23 protein-coding genes and 1 tRNA gene are annotated in these 22719 nt (G+C 67.7%); 14 read left to right on the forward strand and 10 right to left on the reverse strand.

Translation table 11 applies throughout. The features are described 5' to 3' along the window. Positions 1-6 precede the first annotated feature (6 nt). Entirely contained in the window at positions 7-840 is an 834-nt protein-coding gene (locus H036_RS0109715; protein ID WP_232421838.1) for an HpcH/HpaI aldolase family protein, read from the forward strand. A gap of 41 nt (positions 841-881) precedes the next feature. Continuing rightward, the gene (locus H036_RS22375) at positions 882-1430 is read left to right on the forward strand and encodes a carboxymuconolactone decarboxylase family protein (protein ID WP_017934598.1); all 549 of its coding nucleotides are present in this window, start codon (positions 882-884) and stop codon (positions 1428-1430) included. 77 nt (positions 1431-1507) lie between these two features. Here the strand turns inward: H036_RS22375 and H036_RS24365 are convergent, their stop codons facing one another. Next, positions 1508-2791, reverse strand: a complete 1284-nt coding sequence (locus H036_RS24365; RefSeq protein ID WP_017934599.1) for a TetR/AcrR family transcriptional regulator — start codon at positions 2789-2791, stop codon at positions 1508-1510. A 167-nt stretch (positions 2792-2958) separates the two neighbouring features. Between H036_RS24365 and H036_RS22385 the strand changes: the two genes are divergently transcribed. The 7 genes from H036_RS22385 (at position 2959) to H036_RS26160 (ending at position 9020) form a co-directional block, all read left to right on the forward strand. Continuing rightward, a complete protein-coding gene (locus H036_RS22385; protein WP_017934600.1) occupies positions 2959-3768 on the forward strand; it encodes an IclR family transcriptional regulator in 810 nt (269 codons plus the stop codon). A gap of 183 nt (positions 3769-3951) precedes the next feature. Further along, positions 3952-4947: an ABC transporter substrate-binding protein gene (locus H036_RS0109735; RefSeq protein ID WP_017934601.1), complete on the forward strand. Its 996-nt coding sequence runs from the start codon at positions 3952-3954 to the stop codon at positions 4945-4947. Positions 4948-4955: 8 nt separating this feature from the next. Continuing rightward, the gene (locus H036_RS0109740) at positions 4956-5774 is read left to right on the forward strand and encodes an ABC transporter permease (protein ID WP_017934602.1); all 819 of its coding nucleotides are present in this window, start codon (positions 4956-4958) and stop codon (positions 5772-5774) included. A 1-nt stretch (position 5775) separates the two neighbouring features. Further along, positions 5776-6534 carry an ABC transporter permease gene (locus H036_RS0109745; RefSeq protein WP_026145927.1) on the forward strand — a complete coding sequence of 253 codons (759 nt, stop codon included), beginning with the start codon at positions 5776-5778 and terminating at the stop codon, positions 6532-6534. A gap of 8 nt (positions 6535-6542) precedes the next feature. Beyond that, on the forward strand, positions 6543-7355 hold the full coding sequence (locus tag H036_RS0109750; protein ID WP_017934604.1) for an ABC transporter ATP-binding protein: 813 nt from the start codon (positions 6543-6545) through the stop codon (positions 7353-7355). A 9-nt stretch (positions 7356-7364) separates the two neighbouring features. Beyond that, the gene (locus tag H036_RS0109755) at positions 7365-8846 is read left to right on the forward strand and encodes an aldehyde dehydrogenase family protein (protein ID WP_036488014.1); all 1482 of its coding nucleotides are present in this window, start codon (positions 7365-7367) and stop codon (positions 8844-8846) included. A 90-nt stretch (positions 8847-8936) separates the two neighbouring features. After that, positions 8937-9020, forward strand: coding sequence for a hypothetical protein (locus H036_RS26160; RefSeq protein WP_442852440.1), 84 nt, complete (start codon positions 8937-8939; stop codon positions 9018-9020). A 278-nt stretch (positions 9021-9298) separates the two neighbouring features. Here the strand turns inward: H036_RS26160 and H036_RS0109765 are convergent, their stop codons facing one another. Next, a complete protein-coding gene (locus tag H036_RS0109765) occupies positions 9299-10045 on the reverse strand; it encodes an IclR family transcriptional regulator (RefSeq protein WP_232421839.1) in 747 nt (248 codons plus the stop codon). A gap of 147 nt (positions 10046-10192) precedes the next feature. Here H036_RS0109765 and H036_RS0109770 point away from each other — a divergent pair, with 147 nt between their 5' ends. From H036_RS0109770 to dmpG, 3 genes are all read left to right on the forward strand, one after another. Beyond that, positions 10193-10996, forward strand: coding sequence for a 2-keto-4-pentenoate hydratase (locus tag H036_RS0109770; protein WP_017934607.1), 804 nt, complete (start codon positions 10193-10195; stop codon positions 10994-10996). A 72-nt stretch (positions 10997-11068) separates the two neighbouring features. After that, entirely contained in the window at positions 11069-12028 is a 960-nt protein-coding gene (locus tag H036_RS0109775; RefSeq protein WP_017934608.1) for an acetaldehyde dehydrogenase (acetylating), read from the forward strand. Further along, positions 12025-13038: a 4-hydroxy-2-oxovalerate aldolase gene (gene dmpG / locus H036_RS0109780; protein ID WP_017934609.1), complete on the forward strand. Its 1014-nt coding sequence runs from the start codon at positions 12025-12027 to the stop codon at positions 13036-13038. The genes H036_RS0109775 and dmpG overlap by 4 nt, the downstream gene beginning before the upstream one ends. A 684-nt stretch (positions 13039-13722) precedes the next feature. Here the strand turns inward: dmpG and H036_RS0109790 are convergent. Further along, on the reverse strand, positions 13723-14940 hold the full coding sequence (locus H036_RS0109790; protein WP_017934611.1) for a tyrosine-type recombinase/integrase: 1218 nt from the start codon (positions 14938-14940) through the stop codon (positions 13723-13725). 307 nt (positions 14941-15247) lie between these two features. On the opposite strand from H036_RS0109790, the gene H036_RS0109795 reads away from it, so the two are divergent. Beyond that, entirely contained in the window at positions 15248-15592 is a 345-nt protein-coding gene (locus H036_RS0109795; RefSeq protein ID WP_017934612.1) for a metallopeptidase family protein, read from the forward strand. A 9-nt stretch (positions 15593-15601) separates the two neighbouring features. Here the strand turns inward: H036_RS0109795 and crcB are convergent, their stop codons facing one another. From crcB to H036_RS0109810, 3 genes are all read right to left on the reverse strand, one after another. Continuing rightward, the gene (crcB, locus tag H036_RS0109800) at positions 15602-15964 is read right to left on the reverse strand and encodes a fluoride efflux transporter CrcB (RefSeq protein ID WP_017934613.1); all 363 of its coding nucleotides are present in this window, start codon (positions 15962-15964) and stop codon (positions 15602-15604) included. Then, positions 15961-16476, reverse strand: coding sequence for a fluoride efflux transporter FluC (locus H036_RS0109805; protein WP_017934614.1), 516 nt, complete (start codon positions 16474-16476; stop codon positions 15961-15963). The genes crcB and H036_RS0109805 overlap by 4 nt, the downstream gene beginning before the upstream one ends. A gap of 104 nt (positions 16477-16580) precedes the next feature. Continuing rightward, positions 16581-17519 (reverse strand): ATP-binding protein, encoded by a 939-nt coding sequence (locus H036_RS0109810; RefSeq protein ID WP_017934615.1) that lies wholly within the window; start codon positions 17517-17519, stop codon positions 16581-16583. Positions 17520-17713: 194 nt separating this feature from the next. On the opposite strand from H036_RS0109810, the gene H036_RS0109815 reads away from it, so the two are divergent. Continuing rightward, positions 17714-19168 carry an NAD(P)/FAD-dependent oxidoreductase gene (locus H036_RS0109815; RefSeq protein ID WP_017934616.1) on the forward strand — a complete coding sequence of 485 codons (1455 nt, stop codon included), beginning with the start codon at positions 17714-17716 and terminating at the stop codon, positions 19166-19168. Positions 19169-19221: 53 nt separating this feature from the next. Here the strand turns inward: H036_RS0109815 and H036_RS0109820 are convergent, their stop codons facing one another. From H036_RS0109820 to H036_RS0109845, 4 genes are all read right to left on the reverse strand, one after another. Next, complete coding sequence (locus H036_RS0109820) at positions 19222-20001, reverse strand: hypothetical protein (protein WP_017934617.1); 780 nt, start codon at positions 19999-20001, stop codon at positions 19222-19224. Between the two features lie 75 nt (positions 20002-20076). Further along, positions 20077-20150: transfer RNA gene (locus H036_RS0109835), tRNA-Lys, on the reverse strand. A 137-nt stretch (positions 20151-20287) separates the two neighbouring features. After that, entirely contained in the window at positions 20288-21751 is a 1464-nt protein-coding gene (locus H036_RS0109840) for an AAA family ATPase (RefSeq protein ID WP_017934618.1), read from the reverse strand. A 660-nt stretch (positions 21752-22411) separates the two neighbouring features. Further along, positions 22412-22719: integrase core domain-containing protein (locus H036_RS0109845; RefSeq protein WP_017934619.1), on the reverse strand; the 308-nt coding region annotated here is incomplete at its 5' end.

Below are 22719 nucleotides of genomic sequence, written 5' to 3' on the forward strand. Positions count from 1 at the left end.
TCGATCGTGGTGCAGCAAACGACCCCGCTGAATCGGTTCAAGCAACGACTCCAAGCCGGCGACCGACTTATAGGCCTGTGGAGCACTCTCGGGGACGCGACCGTCGCCGAGCTGCTCTCCGGCTGCGGCTACGACTGGGTGCTGATCGATGCTGAACACGGGCCAAATGACCTGCGCAGCGTGCTCGCGCAGGTCCGGGCCCTGGCGGCGGGGGAGCGCTTCCTCGGCGTCGGCTTCGGCGAGTTGTCCCAGGCGGTCGTACGGCTTCCTGAGGCCTCCGCGACGCTCATCAAGCAGTACCTCGAGATCGGCGTACGGAACCTGCTTGTCCCGATGGTCAACTCCGTCGAGGAAGCCGAAGCCGTCGCCGCCGCGGTGCGATATCCGCCCCGCGGGGTCCGCGGTATGGGTAGCGGCCTCGCCCGCTCGTCCGGGTGGGGCCGGCTCACCGACTACCTCGCGGCGGCTGACGACGACGTCTGCGTGATTGTGCAGGCCGAGACCCGTAGGGCCGTTGATGCGTTGGCCCAGATCACGGCGGTGGACGGCGTAGACGGTGTTCTGTTCGGGCCGGCCGACCTCGCCGCTGACCTCGGGCACCCCGGGCAGCGGAACCACCCGGATGTGGTCGCGGCAATCACCCGAGGAATCGCGGCCGTCACCGCCGCCGGCAAGCCTGCGGGCATCATGCTGAGTGACGTCGCTCAGGCCAAGGACTGGCTCGGGCGCGGCATCACTTTCGCCGGAGTGGGGGTCGACTCCTCCCTGCTGGTGACCGCCGCAGAGACCTTGCTCGCACAGTTCCAGGACGACCTCACCGTAACCGACGCCGGCTACTGACCCCGGCGGCGCAACATGCCCCGAGCACCAGGAGGAACCACATGCCACGGATCCCGTACGCGCAGTTCGACGAGGTCGCCGACCGCGTGCGCGACGCGCTCGCCGGGCGGCGGCGTATCAACATTTTCAAGATGATCGCGAAAGCCGAGAACTGCGCACCCGAGGTGCTCGCGCTCGGCCACCGGATGAGCCGCGGCAGCACCCTCCCGCCGCTGGAGCGCGAGGTCGTCATCCTCCGGGTCGCGCACCTGCTCGGCGCGTCGTACCAGTGGCACGAGCACCAGGCCGTGGCAGCCCGTGTGGGCCTGCCGACGTCGACCGTCGATGCGATCGCGGTCTATCCCGACATCGGCGCCGGGGCACTGACCGATCGGCAGGTCGCGCTGCTCGACTTCACCGACGCTGTCGTCACCACGACCACAGCGCCGCAGGAGCTATTCGACGCGGTCAGGGCCGGCTACACCGACTCCCAGCTCGTCGAGCTGGTGCTGATCATCGGCTTCTACGGCATGGTCGGTCGCGTGATGAACACCTTCGAGATCGAGCTCGAGTCGGGGGATCCCGGCACCTTCGAACCGACCGCCGGCTGAGCAACAAATCGTTGCGAACGCCGCCCCGGGCCCAGGACCTGCTTCTGGGCTCCCGGGGCGAGAACCGACATCCGGCCCTACTCCGCCTTCAACGCCGAGATCAACAACGGTCGTGCGAGCCGCACGACCTCGTTTGGTCGTAGGGACGGGCCTAGTGCGGCGCCGAGGAGGGAGCCCTCGGTGAGGCGCCAAACCATCCACCCGACGCGAGGTGCCAACGCCGGCGAGCGACCATCGGCGGCCAGCGCCTGCTCAAGCCAGCCGGTCAACTGGGACTGCACCTGTGCCGAGCCCTCGAGAATCGCAGTGCTCGGCGCGCCCCTCTGGTGCGCTTTGAGGAGCAGTCCCGCCTTGACGAGGGCGGGCTCGTTCTCGAACGCCGCGAGGATTCGGGCGACGGCGACGGTGACCGCGCCGGTGACCGCGTCGGTCCACGTGGTCCCCCTGGCCGCGTCGAGAGACGGCAACCTCTCGAAGTGGCCGAACACATCGACATACGGCTGCGAGACGGCCGCCTCGACCAGCGCTTCCTTGTCCTTGAACCGCCAGTAGACCGAGCTCTTGCGGACTCCAGCCGCCTCGCAGATTCGCCCCATGGTTGCGCCTTCATAGCCGTACTCGGCCACGAGGTCGCGGGTGACCCGCAGCAACTCCACGCCCACCTGTGCGCTGGCCGCGAGTGGTGGCTCGTTGGCGTCAACGTCCTCGACGGTCATCGAGCCGCCGTGCGCTGTCGCCGTGTCCTCCCGCAGCACAAGGCCGACGATCGACGTGGCGAGAAGGGTGCCGCGCTGGCGGGCCAGGTCGGCATCCGTGTCACTGTCGGAGAGGTAGTGGCTATCCAAGAAGACCAACAGTAGTGAGGCCATCTGCTCCGCGGAGACGGTCGACCGGCTTTCCGCCAAATCTTCGAAGGCTTCCTGCCACCAGGACGCGAGACTGCGCCGCACCGCCGCACGGCGGCTTTGGAAGGGTTCCTGGATCCGTGTCTTCGCCGCCGCGCCCTCGAGGGCGAGCATGATGGCGAGCCGTAGCGGAGCCTCACCGGGTGAACTCTGCAGCTCGTCCGCCAACTGGTCCTCGAGTTGCTCGCGCAGCCCCGTCCCGCGGACGTAGGCCGGCCAGTGAGGGGTGGGGGACGACGCGGATGGCGACCGGTACATCGCCTCGAGCGAAGCGGCGATCAGCTCGTCCTTGTTGTCGAAATGCCAATAGATGGAGCTTGCAGGCCGGCCGGTCGCCTTCGTAATACGCGCGATGGTCGTGTTGTCGTACCCGTACCGACCCAACAGATCCACTGTCGCTTCCATGATCCGGCGCAGACTCGCCTCGCCCCTCGCGTTGCGGCGCACTTCAGTCATCGGCTAACTCCTGCGTCTGCGGCATGAGCCGGCACTTCTGACGTTCTGGACCGTTCACTACAGTTCCTGTACCGTACACTACATTAGTGGCGTAGGACACGTACCGCCACCGGTCGATCCACCGAATCGAGGGGGCCCGGTCGACGCAGGTAAGCAGGAGGCATCAGATGGTCGCAAGCACCCCAGAGCGCGACACGCTCATGGAGAACTTCGAGCGCCGAGGATCCGAGAACAACGGGCCGGCCTCGGTAGTGAAGGCCCTGCATCTGCTCGACGTCTTTCGTGAAGCCAATGCCGGCCTCGGCGTGAGTGAGCTTGCGCGCCACGCCGGCATGCCGGTTTCCACCGCCTACCGACTGCTCGCCCACCTCGTCGAGGGCGGCTACGTGCACAAGGACGGCACCCGTTATCGTCCGGGCGACAAGCTCGTCGAGCTCGGCACACGCGTGCTGGAACACCGGACACAAGCGCTGCGCGAGCTGGTCGCGCCGCATCTGGGCGACCTGTACTCCATCTGCGGCACCACGACGCGCCTCGGCGTCCTCGACGGATCCGAGGTGATCATCGTCGACAAGGTCGTCGGGTCCCAGACGGTACCGGCGCCCACGGCGGTCGGTGGTCGGGTTAGCGCCCTGTGCACGGCATTGGGGAAGGCCCAGCTCGCCTTCAGCGACCCCCGTCAGGTCGAGTTGCTGCTGCAAGGCACCCCGCTGCCGCGACAGACCCGCCACTCGCTTACCTCCGCCGCCCTGCTCAATAAGCAGCTTGAGCAGATCCGAAGCACGCGTATCGCCTTCGACCGTGAGGAGGCCGTGGTGGGCCAAGTGTGCGTGGCGACGCCACTCTTCATCGGAGGCAAGGCCCGTGCGGCGATCAGCGTCTCCTATGCCGCCCAGCGTGTCGATTATCGCAGTTCGGTCGACGCACTTCTGCGTACGGCGGGCCGGATCGAGCGCGTCATGAGTGCCGCCGCATGACCTTGTGCAGGAAGCAATGCGGTCGTTCGTCGCGGTATTGCGGCATGCGGAAAGACCGCGTTGTCAGGCGATCAACGCGTACCTAGCGTCGATCCTGTTGTGGTTCTCGCCACAACGAGGCGGCCCTGAAGCCGCCCCCGTCTCGGTTGCCTCGACCGTCTTAACCACTCACCTGGAGAACTCATGATCTCGTCCGCTTCCCGGCGCCGCTCCAATCTCTCGATGGTCGCCGCCCTTGCTGCCGGTGCTCTGATGCTAAGCGCATGCGGCTCGTCGTCCGACGCCGCCACGGGCAACACGACCACCCTCAAGGTCGGCGCTACCCCGTCGCTGTCTGGCCTCGGTCTCCGTCTGGCCATGGAGAACGGTCAGTTCGATAAGGCCGGCCTGAAGGTCGATCCGGTCCCTAACCAGACTGCCAACGCCGCGATCCCCGCCCTGCTCAATGGTCAGATCCAAATCGCCCAGGTCGATACCCTGACCATGCTTCTCGCGGCCGCTAAGGGCTTGCCGATCCGCATCGTTGCCGGCGCCTCAGAGCAGGCCTCGAACGGAGAGGCGGGCACGATGACGCAGGCCAGTTTGCTGGTACGGCCCGACAGCGACATCAAGACGCCGAAGGACCTGGTCGGCCGCAAGGTTGCGGTCCCTGCGATCAAGACCCAGACGTGGATGAACATTTCGGCGCTGGTGGACGCTGCTGGCGGCGACTCCACCAAGGTCCAGTTCGTCGAGGTCCCCCCGGACCAGATGCTCGATCTGCTCGCCAAGGGAACGGTCGACGCCGTTGACGTTAACGAGCCCCTTGGTTCGGCTGCGATCGCCTCCGGAAAGGCGCGTCTGCTGAACAATGCCGACGCTCCGGGCGCGAAGGGCTCCTCGGCCAGTATGTACGTGACCAGCGCGTCCTTCCTCGCCAAGAACGGTGCGGCGGTGAAGAAGTTCGCAATGGCGATCGACAATGCGGCAGCGACGGGGAACTCTGACCGCGCGCTTGAGCTCAAGGTGGCGCAGGACGAGCTCGGCTTCAAGTCTGAAGAGCTGAAGAACGCCGTCATCCCACAGTTCTCCAGCGAACCGCTCACCGCCGCGGACATCACCAAGGTCGCCGACCTCGCAGTCAAGTACGGCGTGCTCGACAAGGCCCCTGACATCAACTCGCTGCTGGTCACGAAGTGAGCGGAACGATGGCCTCCCTGGTGGGGCTGCGCGGCGTGCGCGCGGAGGGGGGAGGGCGCCGGTGGCGCCTCAACCGCATCGTGTCGCAGATCGTAGCGATCGTCGGCGCGCTTCTCCTCTGGCAACTGGTGGCGACGACGCTGACGAGTGAGGGCACACTGCCGACCCCGTGGTCGGTGGGCCGCGCGCTCGTCGGCCTGTGGGGCACGGCAGCCTACTGGTCAGCGCTGCTGACCACCCTGCGCGCGTGGGCGATCGGACTGCTGATCTGCAGCGTCGTCGGGGTCCCCGTCGGCCTGGCATTGGGCAGCTCGCGGGTCGCCATGGCCAGCACCCGGTGGGTCATCGACTTCTTTCGCACCATCCCGACGGTGGCCCTGCTGCCCCTGCTGCTTCTGCTGTTCGGGGCCACCGCTCGGATGGAGATCACCATGATCGTGCTGGCGGCCATCTGGCCGATCATCATCCAGTCGATCTACTCCGTCTCCCAGATCGAGCCGCTGCTGAAGTGGGTCGTCCGCGTGTTCCGGTTCAGCGTGCTGGACCGGGCGCGGTTCCTGTGGGTGCCCAGCATCGCTCTGATGGTGTCGACCGGCCTGCGCCTGTCGGCCACCATGGCGCTGCTCATGGCGATCAGCGCCGAATACATCGGTGGCGCCCCGGGGCTGGGGTCTGAGCTCGTCCGCATGCAGACGACGCTCCAGCGGCCGGAGGTCTACGCGTACGCCGTCACGGCCGGACTGCTCGGTGTGGCAATCAACGTCGTCATCGGACGCCTGCAGCGCCGCGTGCTGTGCTGGCATCCCAGCATCAGGGAAGGACACTGACTTGAAAAGGGTCAAGCTCCTCGCTATTGAGGCCTGGCTGCCGATCGTGCTGGTTACGGTGTGGCTCGTCGCTTCGGCCGGTAGCGGGTCGCTCTACTTCCCGCCTTTAGCGGACATCCTCCACGAGGTCCGCGAACTGTGGATCTTCGACGCCACCCGCGATGACCTTCTGCCCAGCCTGGGACGTATCGGCGTCGGGTTTTGCATCGCGGTCGTCGTGGGTGTTGTCGGCGGCGTGCTCCTTGGCCTTCTCCGTCCCCTGGAGGAAGCCCTCCGTCCGCTGCTGGAGTTCCTCCGCGCGACGCCAGGGGTCGCGCTGCTTCCCATCGCCACGCTGTTCCTCGGCATCGGCGACGAGATGAAGATCTTCCTGATCGCCCTCGCCTCGGTGTGGCCGATCCTGCTCAACACCATCGATGGTGTGCGCTCGGCCGAGCCAGTGCTCTTGCAGATGGCACGGAGCTACCGGTTCTCCACAGCGGGAAAGATTCGCTTCATCTACATCCCCAACGCGGCTCCTGGAGTCTTCGCCGGCTGCCGGCTCGCGCTCGCGATCGCCACCGTCGTCATGGTGGTGACAGAGATGGTCGGCTCCCCGGGCGGCATCGGGTGGTTCATCCTCGACTCCCAGCGCAGCTTCAACATCGTCCAGATGTGGTCGGGGATCGTCGTCCTGGGTCTGGTCGGCTACGCACTCAACCTCGCTCTGCGGCTCGTCGAATCACGAGTCCTCGCTTGGCACCACATGAAGAACGGTTAAGGAGAGACATGAACCCTTCCGTCAACGCAGGGCACCCGGGTGTGCTCCTGAACGTCCAAGGATTGTCGAAGAAGTACGGCGACCGGGAGATCCTGCGCGAGTTGGACCTGATTGTCGAAAGCGGCGAGTTCGTGTGCATCGTGGGTCCCTCCGGTGCTGGCAAAACCACGTTGCTGCAGTGCCTGTCCGGGCTCTCGGCCCCCACAGCGGGACGAGTCGTGCTAAATGGCCGCGAGATCCACGAGACGCCACCGGAGATGGCAATCGTCTTCCAGGACTACTCGCGCTCGCTGATGCCCTGGCTCTCGGTGCTCGACAATGTGACTGTGGCCCTCCGGTCCACGAAGTTGAACAAGCAAGCTCGTCATGAGCGGGCCGTCGCCGCGCTGACCGAGGTCGGACTGGGCGACCACCTGGCGCTCTATCCCTGGCAGATGTCGGGTGGCATGCAGCAGCGTGCTGCAATCGCCCGGGCGCTGGCGTACCAGCCGGAGATCGTGCTAATGGACGAGCCGTTTGCCTCGGTCGACGCTCAGACGCGCGCCGACCTGGAAGACCTGACCCTGGCACTGAAGAACCACCTCGGTATCACCGTCGTGTTGGTCACCCACGACATCGACGAGGCCGTCTACCTCGCGGACCGCGTGGTCGTGCTCGGCAACCGTCCCACTCAGGTCGTGGACATCGTTGAGGTCGAACTGGGCGCGCAGCGCGACCAGATTTCCACCAAGGCTGACCCGAAGTTCTCCTCTCTGCGTAGTCGCGTTTACCGCGGCATTCGCGGCGAGGCGCCTACGGCGGCTGACGCCGTCGAGGGCTGACCCGCGGTGATGAGCGGCGTCACCACCTCTTACCGGGCACGTGACGGCGTGATGGTCGGCAGGATCCTTGACTCTTCGCCCGAGCAAACCGCCGAGTCGGTCGATCGTGCCTGCGTCGCGATCCGGCCGCTAGCCGATACGGCACCCGCGCAGCGGCGGTCATGGCTCGATCACCTCGCCGCGGTGCTCCTCGACCACCGCGATGAGCTCGCCGCACTCGCCGATGCCGAAACGGCCCTAGGCATGCCCCGGCTGACCGGCGAGGTTGAGCGAATGGCAGCCCAGCTCCGGTTCTACGGGGATGTCGCCGCCGAAGGGTCGTACCTCGGGGTGTCCGTCGACACTGGGCCGTCGCTTGTGCGCGTCAACCAGCCGCTCGGGCCCGTCGCCGTCTTCGGCGCCAGCAACTTCCCGTTCGCGTTCGGCGTGTTGGGCAACGACACGGCCTCGGCGTTGGCGGCCGGCTGCCCGGTGGTCGCCAAGGCCCACCCCGCCCACGCTCTCCTTTCCGAGCGGCTGGCCGAGCTCGCGCTGCAGGCATTGAGGGAGGCGGGTGCCCCGAACGGTGCGTTCGGCATGGTACGCGGGTTGCAAGCGGGCGCGGACCTGGTCCGTGCTGCCGGCGTCGCGGCCGTGGGGTTCACCGGCTCCCAGCCGGGAGGCCTGGCGCTGTGGCGCCTGGCCAATGAGCGCGAAATCGTGATCCCGGTATACGCCGAGATGGGCACCGTCAACCCGGCCGTCCTTACGGCCCGCGGCGCCGTCGCGCGCGCGACCGAGGTGGCCGAGGGGTTCGTCGCGTCCTTCACGCTCGGCTCAGGCCAGTTCTGCACCAAGCCCGGGCTTCTCCTTGCACCCGCCGGTCGCTCCATGCCCGAGGCGGTCGGGCGCGCACTAACAGCGCTCGCCCCGCACAGCACCATGCTGACCCGGGGCATAGCCGACGCCGTTCAGATGGGCGTGAAGGAGCTCATGGCGGCCGGCGCGGAGCTGGTCACGGCCGCACCGGGTCCAGGTACCGGGTGGTCTGCCGACGCCGCTGTGCTGCGTGTCTCGACCGCGGCGCTCGCGCAGGGCGGCAGGCTCCACCAAGAGTGCTTCGGGCCGGTCGCGCTGGTGGTCGAATACGACGACCCGCAGGACCTGCGTGAAGCCCTCGCGGGGCTGCAGGGCAGCCTGACCGGAACGGTCTTTACCGACGGCACCGACACCGACCCGGACGCTGCCTGGCTCATGCTGGCTCTCGCGGGGAAAGTCGGCCGCGTCACCGTGAACGAGTGGCCGACCGGCGTAGCCTGGACCTGGGCGCAGCAGCACGGCGGTCCGTGGCCGGCCACCTCTCGGCCGGAAGCAACCTCGGTCGGCGCCGCCGCCCTGGACCGGTGGGTCCGACCGGTTGCCTACCAAGGTGTTCCCGACCACTGGCTGCCACCGGCCGGCCGCGCAGACAACCCGTGGCGCGTGCCGCAACGGCGCGACGATGTGGGATGAGGCCCCTTGAGGGCATCCTTGTCGCCGACTTCTCCCGCGTCCTCGCCCGGCCCGTTCACGACGGCGGCCTTGGCTGACCTTGGAGCCCGAGTGATCAAGGTTGAGCGGTCCGCGCAAGGTGACGACACTCGATCGTGGGGCCCGCCATGGACCGCCAATGCGAGTTCGTACTAGGAGTGCGCCAACCGCTCGAAGGAGTCGGTCACCCTCGACCCACGTTGTGGAGTCGTTGGCGTGCGAGGAAACCGCGACGGACGTCCTGGCTCGGCGGCCCTCGATGACGCGCAGGTCCGTGCCGCCATCGAATACGGCGTGGCCGCCTGGAGACCTGCGGCTCCCGGATCGAGGGCTGGGACATCAACTTCGCCAACACCGTGGCCGACAACGCTTCCGCCGGCGTCTACGTGCTGGACTGCGAGCCGGCGGCGATCTCTGCGGCGCGAGCTCCGCCCTCAGGCACCGGCGGAGGACGAAGGGCTGCGCGTATCGGCTCGGCGAGCGATGACACTCGAGATGCCCTGCGCTGCGGCTCGCACAGCTGTCGCGTGCAGTTCGGGCCTGAACCTTCCGACCGGGCCGGTGACGCTGACAGCCGCGACCGCCGTGCGACCGTCGAGGCCCATGACGGGCGAGGCCACGCACAACAGGCCCAGCGTGGACTCCTCTCGCTCGAAGGCCACGCCGCTGTCCAGGACCGACTCGAGCTGGCGTCGCAGGAGCCCGGGCGCCACGATCGTGTGGGCCGTGCGCCGCTGCAACGGTGCGGACAACACCGTGTTGCGATCCACGGGATCGGCGTGCGCGAGCAGGACCTTGCCGATCGCCGTGCAGTGCAACGGCATTCGGCCGCCGACCCGTGAGGGCGCATTCGCCTGGCGATGGCCGCCGATCTTGGCGACATAGACGACCGCCTGACCGTCAGTGACTCCAAGGTGAACCGTCTCATGGGTGCGCTCATAGAGGTCCTGCAGGAAGGGCATCGCGAGTTCGAGAAGACTACGCTCGACCGAAGCGCGCATGCCGAGCTCGAACATCCCACCGCTCAGCCGGTAGCCGCGGGCCGCCTTGTCAAGCAGGCCATGGCCGACCAAGTCGCCGGCGACCCGGTGCGCCGATCCCTTCGGCAGGCCCGTGCGGCGCACGATCTCCGCCAGGGAAAGGATCTGGTCCTCCGGTGTGAACGACCGCAGGATCGCCACCGCTTTTCCGAGGACGGTCTCGAGGGCGGTCTGGTCTTCGCGGTAGGCCTCAACGGGACGGGGCATGTCGCAAAGATACGTCATCTCATTCCACTGACTGGAACGTTTCGATGGTGGAGTGCCTTGGTCCTCCTGGACGCTGGACGCATGACTGATCCTTCCACGTCGGCGGCCGCGGCGGTCGCCGGTGCAGCCCAGCAGCTCCGGCGGGCCACCGTGAGCGGCACGCCTGGTGCGCCGGTGCGCGGCCTGATCGGACGCGACGACCTTGAGGCGGCCTATGCGGTGCAACGGATCAACATCGAGGCTCGAACCGCCGCTGGCGCGGTCGTCGTGGGCCGCAAGATCGGCCTGACCTCGCCGGCCGTCCAAGCGCAGCTGGGCGTGGACCAGCCGGACTTCGGCGTCCTGCTCGACGATATGGCCTTCGAGGACGATGGGGTGATCGCGTTCACCTCGGTCCTGCAGCCGCGGGTGGAGGCCGAGGTGGCCTTCGTTCTCAAGGATGACTTGGCCGAGGGCGACCTCGACGACACGCAGGTCCGTGCCGCGATCGACTACGCCGTGGCCGCGATCGAGATCTGCGGCAGCCGCGTCGCCGACTGGGACATCTGCTTCTCAGACACCGTCGCCGACAACGCCTCCGCCGGTGCCTACGTGCTTGGCACCGAACGCAAGACGCTGGCCGAGTTCAGCCCCGCCGCGGTCACCATGTCGATGTCGATCAATGGGGAGGAGGTCTCGACCGGCAACGGTGCCGCCTGCCTCGGCGACCCGGTCAACGCGGTGGTCTGGCTTGCTCGACAGGCCCGCGCGCTCGGCGACCCTCTCCGCGCTGGGCAAGTCATCCTCTCCGGTGCCCTCGGCCCGATGCGAGCCGTCCGTCCGGGCGCCACCGTGACCGTGACCATTTCCGGGCTGGGCAGCGTCTCCGCCACGTTCTCCGGCTGAGCCCGGGATGCCACCCCAGGCTGACCTCCGATCCGGTTCCCCGGATCCCTCCCTCGACGAAGGAACCTACAGATGACCAGGACCAAGGTCGCGATCATCGGGTCGGGCAACATCGGCACCGACCTGATGATCAAGATCATGCGCAACGCGCAGCACCTCGAGATGGGCGTCATGGTCGGCATCGACCCCGCCTCCGACGGACTGGCCCGCGCGGTGAAGTTCGGCTTCGAGGTCACCGCCGAGGGCGTCGACGGACTGCTGAAGTCGCCGCACATTGACGAGATCGGCATCGTCTTCGATGCCACCTCCGCCGGTGCCCACGCCCGCAACGACGCAGCGCTGCGGCCGCGCGGGATCCGGATGATCGACCTGACGCCGGCCGCCATCGGTCCCTACGTGATCCCGGCGGTCAACCTCGAGGAGCACCTCGATGCTCCCAACGTGAACATGGTGACCTGTGGCGGCCAGGCCACGATCCCGATCGTGGCGGCGATCAGTCGCGTCGTGCCGGTCGCGTACGGCGAGATCGTGGCCTCGATCGCGTCGAAGTCCGCCGGTCCTGGCACCCGCGCCAATATCGACGAGTTCACCGAGACCACCTCGGCTGCCATCGTGGAGGTGGGCGGTGCCGAGCGCGGCAAGGCGATCATCATCCTCAACCCGGCCGAGCCGCCGCTGATGATGCGCGACACCGTCTTCGCGCTCGTCACGCTGCCCGATGGCCCCGACGGGGAGACCGCGAAGGCGCAGATCATCGACTCGATCCAGAAGATGGTCGGCGAGGTCTCGGCTTACGTCCCGGGCTACGAGATGGTCCAGGACGTGCAGATCACCGAGATCCCCGGCGACCAACCGGTCGAGACGCTGCTCGCCGAGGACCGGAGTGCCCGGCCGACGCACCAGGTCAGCGTCTTCCTCAAGGTCGAGGGCGCCGGCATGTACCTCCCGGCGTACGCCGGCAACCTCGACATCATGACCTCGGCCGCCGTGCAGATGGCCGAGAAGATCGCCGCCAAGGAGGCCGTGCAGTGAGCACCCCCATCTTCGTCCAGGACGTCACCCTGCGCGACGGCATGCACGCCGTGCGTCACCGGATCACCCCCGAGGACGTCAAGCGCATCGTCGTCGCGCTCGATGAAGCCGGCGTGGACGCGATCGAGGTCGCGCACGGCGACGGCCTCGCCGGCGGCTCGGTGAACTACGGCCCCGGCTCGAACACCGACTGGGAGTGGATCGAGGCCGCCGCCTCGGTCATCACGAGCGCCCGCCTGACCACCTTGCTGCTTCCCGGTGTCGGCACCATCCACGAGCTGCGGCACGCCTACGACCTCGGGGTGCGCTCGGTCCGGGTGGCCACGCACTGCACCGAGGCCGACGTCTCCGCCCAGCACATCGCCGCGGCCCGCGAGATCGGGATGGACGTCTCTGGGTTCCTGATGCTCTCCCACATGGCGCCGCCCGAGGATCTGGCGGCCCAGGCCAAGCTGATGGAGTCCTACGGCGCGCACTGCGTCTACGTCACCGACTCCGGCGGCCGGCTGACCATGAACGACGTGCGTGACCGGGTGCGTGCCTACCGCGACGTGCTCGACCCGAGCACCGAGATCGGCATCCACGCCCACGAGAACCTCTCGATGTCGGTGGCCAACTCGGTCGTCGCCGTCGAGAACGGCGTCTTCCGCGTCGACGCCTCGCTGGCAGGGCACGGCGCCGGTGCCGGCAACTGCCCGATCGAGCCGTTCATCGCTGTCGCCGACCTGATGGACTTCAAGCACGGCTGCGACCTGTTCAAGCTGCAGGACGCCGCCGACGACATCGTCCGCCCCCTGCAGGACCGCCCCGTGCGCGTCGACCGCGAGACCCTCACCCTCGGCTACGCCGGCGTCTACTCCTCGTTCCTGCGTCACGCCGAGAACGCCTCCGCGCGCTACGGCGTCGACGTCCGCGACATCCTGATGGAGTGCGGCCGCCGCCGACTCGTCGGCGGCCAGGAGGACATGATCATCGACATCGCCCTCACTCTGATGGCACAGCAGGACTGAGGGCGAGGCCGCGGCATCAGCTTGCTCGTCCGGCGAGGGCACATTTAAGGCGCTCCTGCCCGCATCGTCTTGGCCAGACGTGGCAACAGAATGGCAACACGACACCCGCGCGGAGCCATCGCCGTCCAACACTGGCCATCTTGTCAGCTGGCCTGCGACCTGCGGATTCATCGATTGTCGACGGTGACCACGATCGTCCCGTTCCCCAATTTTTCGACTTGCTGAGCGGCAGCGTCAGTCTTCGGCCAACCTCGAGATCGGCCGGTGGCGTGCCGCGGGTGCCGACAAGCTGGCCGGCGCGAGGTCGTCGTCCAGCACGAGGAACATCCGGCAGGGCGCCGTGGGCGTCGTTGATCACGGGCCGAGCTGGCTGTCCGGTTTTTACCGCGTCGATGGTCTAGTAGCCGCAGATCCCCGTGGCTGCCGATGTCGTCGACGCAGATGTCGGTGTAGCTCCGCTCCGGCTCGCCACGGTCGTGGCGAGGCTTGGCATCCGCTACCGTGCCCAATTGTGCCCGAGTCGGGCCTCCGGGCCGGAGCTTCGGCGAATTGGACACAGGTCCGTACCCCGGTCTCACGAGGTATATCGCGCCGGGCGGAAGCCTGTAGCCGTGCTGTGTGCGTGGCGGGCGCTGCCGCAGTCAGCCACCCGGGGGAAGAGCGGACTGAAGAGCCGTCGAGTCGCTACCAGGAGTCGCCGCTGGCGAGCTTGGAAAGGCGGTCGGTGAGGGCGTCCATTCTTGCCGACGTCAAACGCACGTACCTGAGTGCCGCCGTTGGGGTGGAGTCGCCGAGGAACTCCTGGATTTCGGCGACTGTCGCGCCGTTCTGCGCAAGCAGCGTCGCGCCTGTCGCGCGGAGGTCGTGGAAGCGAAGTTCCGAGCGCCCCGCCGCGTCGCGTGCAGCGAACCAGCCGCCTGGGACCGGCTTCGGTGGCTGCCGCGCCCCGGGCGCCGACTTGGGTTTGCCGTAGAAGACGCTCGGATTCAGGTGGCTGCCGTTTCGGGAGGGGAACACGAGGCCATGCCGCCCCGTCATGTGCGTCTTGAGATGAGCGGCCAGCTCGGGAATCACGGAGTCAGGGATCCGCTGGTCCCTCGCACCCGCATCTGACTTGGTCCCTTTGACGTGCCGCCCTGACCCGCCCGCGAGACCCAAGGAACGGCGGATATGGATCTCTTTCCTGGGCAGATCAATGTCGGAGCGGCGGAGTTCGATAAGTTCGCCCAGCCTCATTCCGCACCACAGGGCTAGCGAGACCATCGGGCGCCACTCCTCGCGGATGGTGAGTCGGATGACTTCGAGCTCGGGTTGGTTCACGATCGTCTCGCGCTTCGGGGAGGTCCCGGAGCCGGCGCCGCGGATCTGGAACGGGTTCAGGCCTCCGGGGATGGGGCCACCCAGGGCGGTCGCCTCACGCATGACCGACCGGGCAAGGGTGTATGCCTCGCGGCGGATCTTGGGGGAGTCAGGAAGCTCGCCCCACCACTTCGTGACGATGGCCGGAGTGACCTCGTTGATGGCGAGCTGACTGAAGGTCGGGTTGATGTACTTGGCGAGAAGTTGTTCGTAGCGCAACTTGGTTGAGGCAGCGAGCGGCTTCCCCTTCACCGTGCGTGTGGCAACGACCTGCTTCGCGAAGTCACCGAAGTGAACACGCTCGGCGGCCGCGCGCGATCGCTGAGCGTTCGCGATGGCGAGACGAGCACGAGGCGGTATCCACTCGTCTGGCTGATCCATGCGACGTGCTTCGGCGGCGATCCAGGCTTCGGCGGCGGCCTTGGTCGCGAATGTGATCGGCGCGGTGTGTCGCGCCAGGTCGGGCCCGGTGATCCGAACCTGGTACTTGCCGGAGGGGAGCTTGCGAACGCTTCCCGTCCCGCGCTTGGCCCGAGATGCCATCCGCTTCTCCCGTCCCGAGGCGCACGATTTCGTGCCCAATACGTGCCCAATCGTGCCCAATACGTGCCCAATCAGGGATCGCTCGACGGTACGTCTGAGTCCTCGTGGTTGTCGAGTCGGCGGAGGGTTTCTGCAGGTCAGGGCCATGTTTACACCGGCGGAGCGCTTGTCGAAGGGGCAGTGGTCGATCCGGTCGGCCGCGGGTTCAAGTCCCGTCGGGGTCGCCAGCTCAAGGAGACCGCATCCATCAGGATGCGGTCTCCTTGCATTTCCCCACCCGCGCCGCCCCTTTCGATAGGTTTCAACAGTGGTCGACGTCAGCCCCGAGCGTTTCGAGGAGCTCGTCGACGATGCCCTCGACGCCATCCCGGACGAACTGGTCGCGCTGGTGCACAACCTCGTCGTGCTGATCGAGGAGGAGCCGCCGGAGGGGGAGCCGGTCGACCTGCTGGGCCTGTACGACGGCAGCACCCTCGGCCTCGATGCGGCCGGGCACCTGCCGGACCGGATCTTCCTCTACCGCCGCCCGCTGATGGACTACTGCCGCTCCGAGGAGGAGCTGGTGCGCGAGGTCAGGGTGACGGTCGTGCACGAGCTCGGGCACCACTTCGGGATGGACGACGCACGGCTCCACCAGCTCGGCTGGGCGTGAGTCGAGCGCTCAGAGGGTGCCGAGCTCCCAGCCCAGCGCGACCGCGACCAGCCCGAGCGCCAGCGAGATGACGACATTCGCGACCGCGGCAGCCCAACGGCGGGCCTCGGCCAGCCGCACCGTCTCGTAGGAGAACGTCGAGAACGTGGTCAGCGCGCCGCAGAAGCCAGTCCCGATGAGGGTCAGCACCCAGGCCGGGGCCGAGCCGGAGGCCAGCCCGGCGACCAGGCCGAGCACGAACGAGCCGGCCACGTTGATGCTGATCGTGCCCCAGGGCAGCACCGAGTCGTGGCGGGACTGCACCACCACGTCGGTGAGGTAGCGGGCAGGGGCGCCGATCGCGCCGCCGAGCAAGACGAGCAGCACGGTCATCGGCGGGCCCCCGACCCGGACCGGCCGACGAGGACGCGCCCCAGTCCGAGACCGGCGAGCACCGCGACCAGGCCGAGCGCGACGGTGGCTGCGACGTACGCGAGGGCCTCGGCGGGGTGGCCCGCAGCGAGCAGTCCCCTCGTGTCGAGCTCGTAGGTGGAGAAGGTGGTGTACCCGCCGAGCACGCCGACGCCGAGGAACGGCCGGACGTAGCGAGTGTGGGACCAGATCGTGAGCATGAGAGCCATCAGCAGGCCGAGCAGGAAGGCGCCGCTGAGGTTGGTGGCCAGGGTGGCCCAGGCGAAGTCGCCGGCGGCGTGCGGGGCGGCCTTCGCCAGGCCGAACCGGGCCAGGCTGCCGAGGGCGCCGCCGACGGCGATGGCCGGGACCAGGTGGACGTGCTCGTTCAGCACCTGCCACGGGTGTGGCGAGGGCCGCTCGGTGAGCTCGACATCGCAGTCGACGTCGGGGTCGATCCGGTCGGGATCCTCGAGACGTTCGGACGGGGACATGAGGGCACGTTCCTCCTACCTGGAGACAACATCGTCAGGTAGGGACTGTTGGCGACCTGTCGGTCACGGTTGTCGGCGAGCCCCACCGCCATCGGGGCACGACTCTATCGGACGGCGCGAAGGTCGGCTGGGAGCCGATCCGGCTCCACCCAGGGCTGCGGCAGGGCACCCGCCGCCTGCCGGATGTACTCGCCGAGGAACCAGCGCTGGAACTCGCGCTGCTCGTCGGTGCGTGCCAGCGAGAGCAGCCGCTCCTGCCGGCAGAACTCGTCGGCCACGTCGAGCAGGTCCACGAAGCTGCGCAACGTGGTCGCGGCCTCGCGGGGCATCCGCACGGAGAGGTCGGCGATCTCGGCCTGCTGGGCGAGGGCACCCTCCAGGTCACTGAGTCCGATGCCGTCGCGCAGCTGACGCTCGAGCGTCCCGAACAGGTCGGAGAGGCTCTTGGCCAACGGGTAGTCGGACTCGTGCGCGATCGCCAGCAGCCGGACCTCGCGGCGCAGCTCGCGGAAGTGCTGCTGGAATCCGACGTAGAGCCGGAGGGGCACGCCGAGGACGCGCACCTCGACCGGATCCTCGATCTCGGGGGCGATCTCGCCGTTGGCAGGTCCGTTGACCACACCTTCGACACCGTCGTCCTCGGCCAGCTCCGCGGCCGGGGCGAACCACACCACCTTGCCGTCCGTCTCGATCTCCGCTCCCCAGGCATCCGAGCTGCGAGCGACGATCGACAGGCCTCGGCCGAAGGTCAGCAACAGGTCGTCGTCAGGGTCCAGGCCGAGCGGACCGGGCAGGATCGGACGCTCCACGGAGGCATCGCGGACCTCGACGCGCGGGTGCTCGCGGGTGCCGCGGACCCGGACCTGGATCGGATCCGCACCGTGCAGGACGGCGTTGGTGACCAGCTCGGAGACGCCGAGCTCGGCGCACTCGACGAGGTCGGGGCGGTCGATGTCCAGACAGGCCTGCACCACCCAGCGCCGCGCGTCCTGGACGCCGCGTGGCCCGCGGGCCAGCGTCAAGGCGGGACGGGTGAGAGGCACGATTCGTTCTCCTGGAGGGGGTCAAGAGCGATCTTGCCGCCTCATACCCCTGCCGCGCGCGGGTCAAACGAGTTATTTATTCCACAAAGGGGTGTGAGGATCTAGATGGGTACCCCGAGTGGAAGCCCAGCGACGATCGCGCGAGAATAGGGCTTGAACGATCCAATCGGTCATCTTCTGAGGAGAGGATTGGCATGACCGCCAGCCAGGCAGGCAAGCACAAGGTCGTCATCATCGGCTCGGGCTTCGGCGGCCTCTTCAGTGCGAAGACGCTCAAGCACGCTGACGTCGAGATCACCCTGATCGCCAAGACGACCCACCACCTCTTCCAGCCGCTGCTCTACCAGGTCGCCACCGGCATCCTGTCCCAGGGCGAGATCGCACCGGCGACGCGCGATGTGCTGCACCGGCAGAAGAACACCTCGGTCCTCCTCGGTGAGGTCACCGACATCGACCTGACGGCCAAGACGGTGAGCAGCGAGGTGCTCGGCCGCAGGACCGTCACCCCCTACGACTCGCTGATCGTGGCCGCAGGCGCCGGTCAGTCCTACTTCGGCAACGACCACTTCGCCGAGTTCGCCCCCGGCATGAAGTCGATCGACGACGCGCTCGAGCTGCGCGGTCGCATCTTCGGTGCCTTCGAGCTCGCCGAGATCGGCGCTTCTCGTGGGGAGAACGTCGACCACCTTCTGACCTTCGTGGTCGTCGGGGCCGGCCCGACCGGCGTCGAGATGGCCGGCCAGATCGCCGAGCTCGCCCGCCGTACGCTCAAGTCAGACTTCCGCTACATCAACAGCCGCAAGGCCCGCGTCGTCCTGGTCGACGCCGCACCGCAGGTGCTGCCGCCGTTCGGCGAGAAGCTCGGCGCCTGGACCGAGAAGGCGTTGGAGAAGACCGGCGTCGAGGTGGTCCTCGGTGGCATGGTCACCGCCGTCGACGAGCGCGGGCTCGAGATGAAGTTCAAGGACGGCTCGGTCCAGCGGATCGAGGCGGTCGCCAAGATCTGGGCCGCGGGCGTGCAGGCCTCCGAGCTGGGCAAGACGCTCTCCGAGCAGACCGGCGCCGAGCTGGACCGGGCCGGCAGGATCTCGGTCAACGACGACCTGACGCTTCCGGGACACCCGGAGGTCTTCGTCCTCGGCGACATGATCAACCTCAAGCACCTGCCCGGCGTCGCGCAGGTCGCGATGCAGGGTGGCAAGTTCGCCGCCAAGGCGATCAAGGCCGACCTCGCCGGCCAGCCTCGGAAGCCGGAGTTCAAGTACTTCGACAAGGGCTCGATGGCCACCATCAGCCGGTTCAAGGCGGTCGCGACCGTCGGCAAGCTGCACTTCACCGGCATCATCGCCTGGATGATGTGGCTCTTCGTCCACTTGGCCTACCTCACCGGGTTCGCCAACCGCGTGACGACGACGCTGGCCTGGTTCACTTCGTTCGTCGGGCGTGACCGCAGCGAGCGGACCACCACGATGCAGCAGGTCTTCGCCCGCAGAGCGCTGGAGCAGGTCGACGGCGGCGCCAGCGGGCTGGTCTCCGACCCCGGCGAGATGGACGCCCAGCTCGAGCAGCGTCGTGCCGAGCTGGAGGCCCAGGCCGCGGAGGAGTCCCGGCTCACCGACGAGCACGAGCGCGGCGTAGCGGCCGGCTGATCCACGCGATGTCCCACGCCCCGTTGCCTTCGGCAGCCGGGGCGTCGGCTTCTCTAGACCTCGGGGTGGAAGTAGCGCAGCACCTGGGTGAACTCCCCGGGGTCGACCATCGAGCCGTCGATCACGTAGGGGCTCATCGAACGGCGTACGACGAGCACCTTCCAGCGCCGGTCACCGGGCTCGCCGCGCATCTCGATCGACGTCTGCGGGGCCGCCAGGTCGAAGAGCGCTCGGCTGCCGTCGCGCACGATCTCCAGCTCGCTGCCACGCAGCGTCAGACGGGTCGGGCTCGCGCTGGCACGCGTCGCCCACACGATCGCGGTGACCGCAGCGACCGCCGCGGTGATGCCGTAGCTCAGGAAGGTCCTGTCGGCCCACGCCCACACGGCCGCGGCGATCGTCAGCGCCGCGAACCCCAGCAGCAGCCCGCCGAGCAGCCGCCCGGTGCCGCGCCGTGGCCGGAAGAAGACGGTGTGCGGCAGGCTCGCCGACCGCTCCCGTACGCCGGGGGACACGGGCGGCTGTGATGCGGTCGTGGTTGCGAGGTGGGTGGTTGCGAGGTGGGTCGCTGCGAGGTGGGTCGGGCGGTGCCGCGGCCGCGCCTCGGCGGCCGGCGCCTCCGGCACGCTCGCTTCGGCAGCGTGCTGGCCAGGCGTCGGCAGTGGCGGGAAGCCAGGTTCCGGCGAGAGCGGTGGTTGCACCGGCTCAGGCTGCCCCGGCTGCTCCGGCGCGGGTTCTTCGGGCTCGGCGGGCTCGACGGGACGTCCCTCGTGGTGGGCGAGCCACTGGTCGAAGAGGTCGGTCGCCGGCTCGGATCCCCCCAGGTCAGCCATACCGACCAGGGTAGGCCGCACCCCCTCGGATCGGCCACGACACCCGCACGCCTGCACGGCTGTCGCGCCTGGTAGTACCCCGTGTCGGGCTCGAACCGACGACCCGCGGATTAAAAGTCCGCTGCTCTAACCAACTGAGCTAACGGGGCGGGGGTAGACAATCACGTCGAACAAAACATAGGAAATCCAACAGCGTGGTTCGCGTGCGGCTGGTGGCGTTGCCGCGGGAAATTTTACGCCGCGCACTGGGCCGTCTGCACTGGTCGGGTGCTGGGCTGAGGAACAGTCAGAGCAGCATCAGTGCCACGAGCGGAGCGGGGACCGCCCAGACCCGTCCCTCAAGGTCCAGGACACTCTTCGTTGCGAGGATGCCCGCATCGAATTTGGCGGATATCGTGCGAGCCTCGCTCTTCCGGCCATGGTCGACCCACTTGCTCTCAAGGGGAACGGTCATGCCGGCGCCTGTTGAGGTCGGTACAACGACCGGTCCGAGATCGATCTCCTTGTCGTTCGATGTCCGGACATAGCCGATCGTGTCACCGTGCGGGAGCCGCCCCTCGTCAATCACGTCGATCGCGCGAGCCTGGGTGACCCCGATGATGGACTCCGTGAGCTGGGTCATGTCCGGGGCAGGGAGACCAGAGCGCCGCCGCGACGGCAGCCACGAAAGGATCGGATCAGCGAGGTAGTACTTGGCCTGGGCGCCGGGCACGATCTGGCCGGCTTCACGTCGAGGACAACGAACGAGCGCGTGGCTGGCAATGAGGCGCCTGAGCCGCAGATCGAGAACCCCTTTGCCGTAGGAAAGCTCCTGCGCGGCGGAACTGACGCTGAACGGGCTTGACGACCGGGTGGCCAACGCATTCAGAAGTAGCGGCACGGATTCAGGGCTGGCCGCTGGTTCCACGTCTCGGTGGAGCCAGGCCTCGAGGTCCGCGATGAATGAATCCGTCACGGCGCCGAGCTGCGAGTGCTCAGCGACGGCACGTGGGAATCCTCCGGTCGTGAGGTATGCCTGCCAGGCAAGGTCGAAGTCGTCGACGAAAAAGCCATAGTTCTCAAGTGCGGACCGCGCGACGCCTGATTGCAGTTCCGCGGGATGAAGACGGTCGGGGAGACCGAGTTCGGGTGCCGTTGCGCTAGTGAACTCCCGGAAGCTCATCGGATACAGGGTCCGCCATCGCCGTGTTCCGCTTCCTGCGCGCCCGGCCATCAGGTTTCCCTCGATGTCCTCGCCCTCGGCCCACCGGCTACCGGTGGCCACGACGGTGTCGTCACCGAAGTCGGTGTTGTCGCGCGCGCCTTTCAGGATCGCTGACCACCCGAGGATGGCGCTGACCTCGTCGAGCAGCCAGACCCGCGGCGTGGGAGTCTCGCGATCGACGGACGCGGTCAATGTTCGCCCCAGGACCAGCACACGACGAAGGTCTTGTGTGGTCATGCCGTCACAGGGAACGTGGATCACCTGACGTGGATCGACGTCGGCACGGCTACATAGCCGCTCGGCCGTCTGGAGCAGGGTGACCGATTTTCCGATGCGCCGAGGCCCGGACAAAACGACGAGTTGGTCCGATACGGGACCGTTGGCGATGTCATCTAGAACAGGTGACCTGTAGCCCATATCGTGACGTCCAAGGTCCCTGAACACGCGGTGCTGGTCGACCCAGGCGGTCGGCGAGGTCCCCGACACAGCCGCTCGCCACCAGGGGTTCATCTGCGTCAGGTGACGCCTGATCTCATCGTCGCGCACGCCCTCCGGACTAGCTAATCGACCTGCCAAAAGGGGGAGGGTTCTGGACGAGCGACCTGCCAAAAGGGGGAGGGTTCTGGACGAGCGACCTGCCAAAAGGGGGAGGGTTCTACGCAGGGATCCGAACGGATCCGCGGGTTCCAAGGGCATTCCGAGCCCTGCGCAAAAGGCGTTCTGCTACGCCGGCGACCGCCACGGAGGTGGGGGCACAACAAGCAGGCTGAGCCGTACTTTCGATCCCCGAACGGGGCGGGGGTAGGTAATCACGTCGAACAAAACATAGGAAATCCAACCCTGTCGTTCCTAGCCCGCCGAGGGGCCTGGCCGGCACCCTTCTGAGCGGAGCGCGCCGCGCGTCTGGTACCCATCTGTCGCGCCGGTTCGCTCCGAGATCCGCGGCAGAGTGTCTGTAGCAACGTAGCCTTCGGAACACTCCCTACAGCACAGTCCCTCGGGTCCGGCTGGGTACATTCCGGTGGCACCCTGGCGCAGTGACGCGTTGGTACTCACCCGTGATCGGCGACGGCCTCGCCGCGATCCACCTCATGGGGCCATATTCGGCCACAGCCGAAGCGTTCGCAGTAGCTTTCGCACTCGTCTGCCGGCCTGAATCTCTGCGGCGTCGGGGCCCTACCCCCGGATCTTGGACACGGGGTGTGATTACGCGGCGGTCGGCAGCGTAGCGGGCCGGCGGGCCTCGTAGGTGGACGGGGACAGATAGCCGCACCAGGAGTGGCGGCGGCGGGTGTTGTAGCGGACGAGCCACTTGAAGACCTGCCGGCGGCAGGTGACCTCGTCGGCCCAGCAGGCGGCGTCTTGGAGGACCTCGCGCTTCATCGTGGCGTTGAACGACTCCGCGAGCGCGTTGTCGGCCGAGGATCCGACCGCGCCCATGGACTGGGTGACGCCGAGCTTGCGGCACAGCTTGGCGTAGGCCTTGGAGCAGTAGACCGACCCGTGGTCGCTGT

Origin of the sequence: Nocardioides sp. Iso805N (genome assembly GCF_000364605.1) — a bacterium.
GTDB lineage: Bacteria > Actinomycetota > Actinomycetes > Propionibacteriales > Nocardioidaceae > Nocardioides.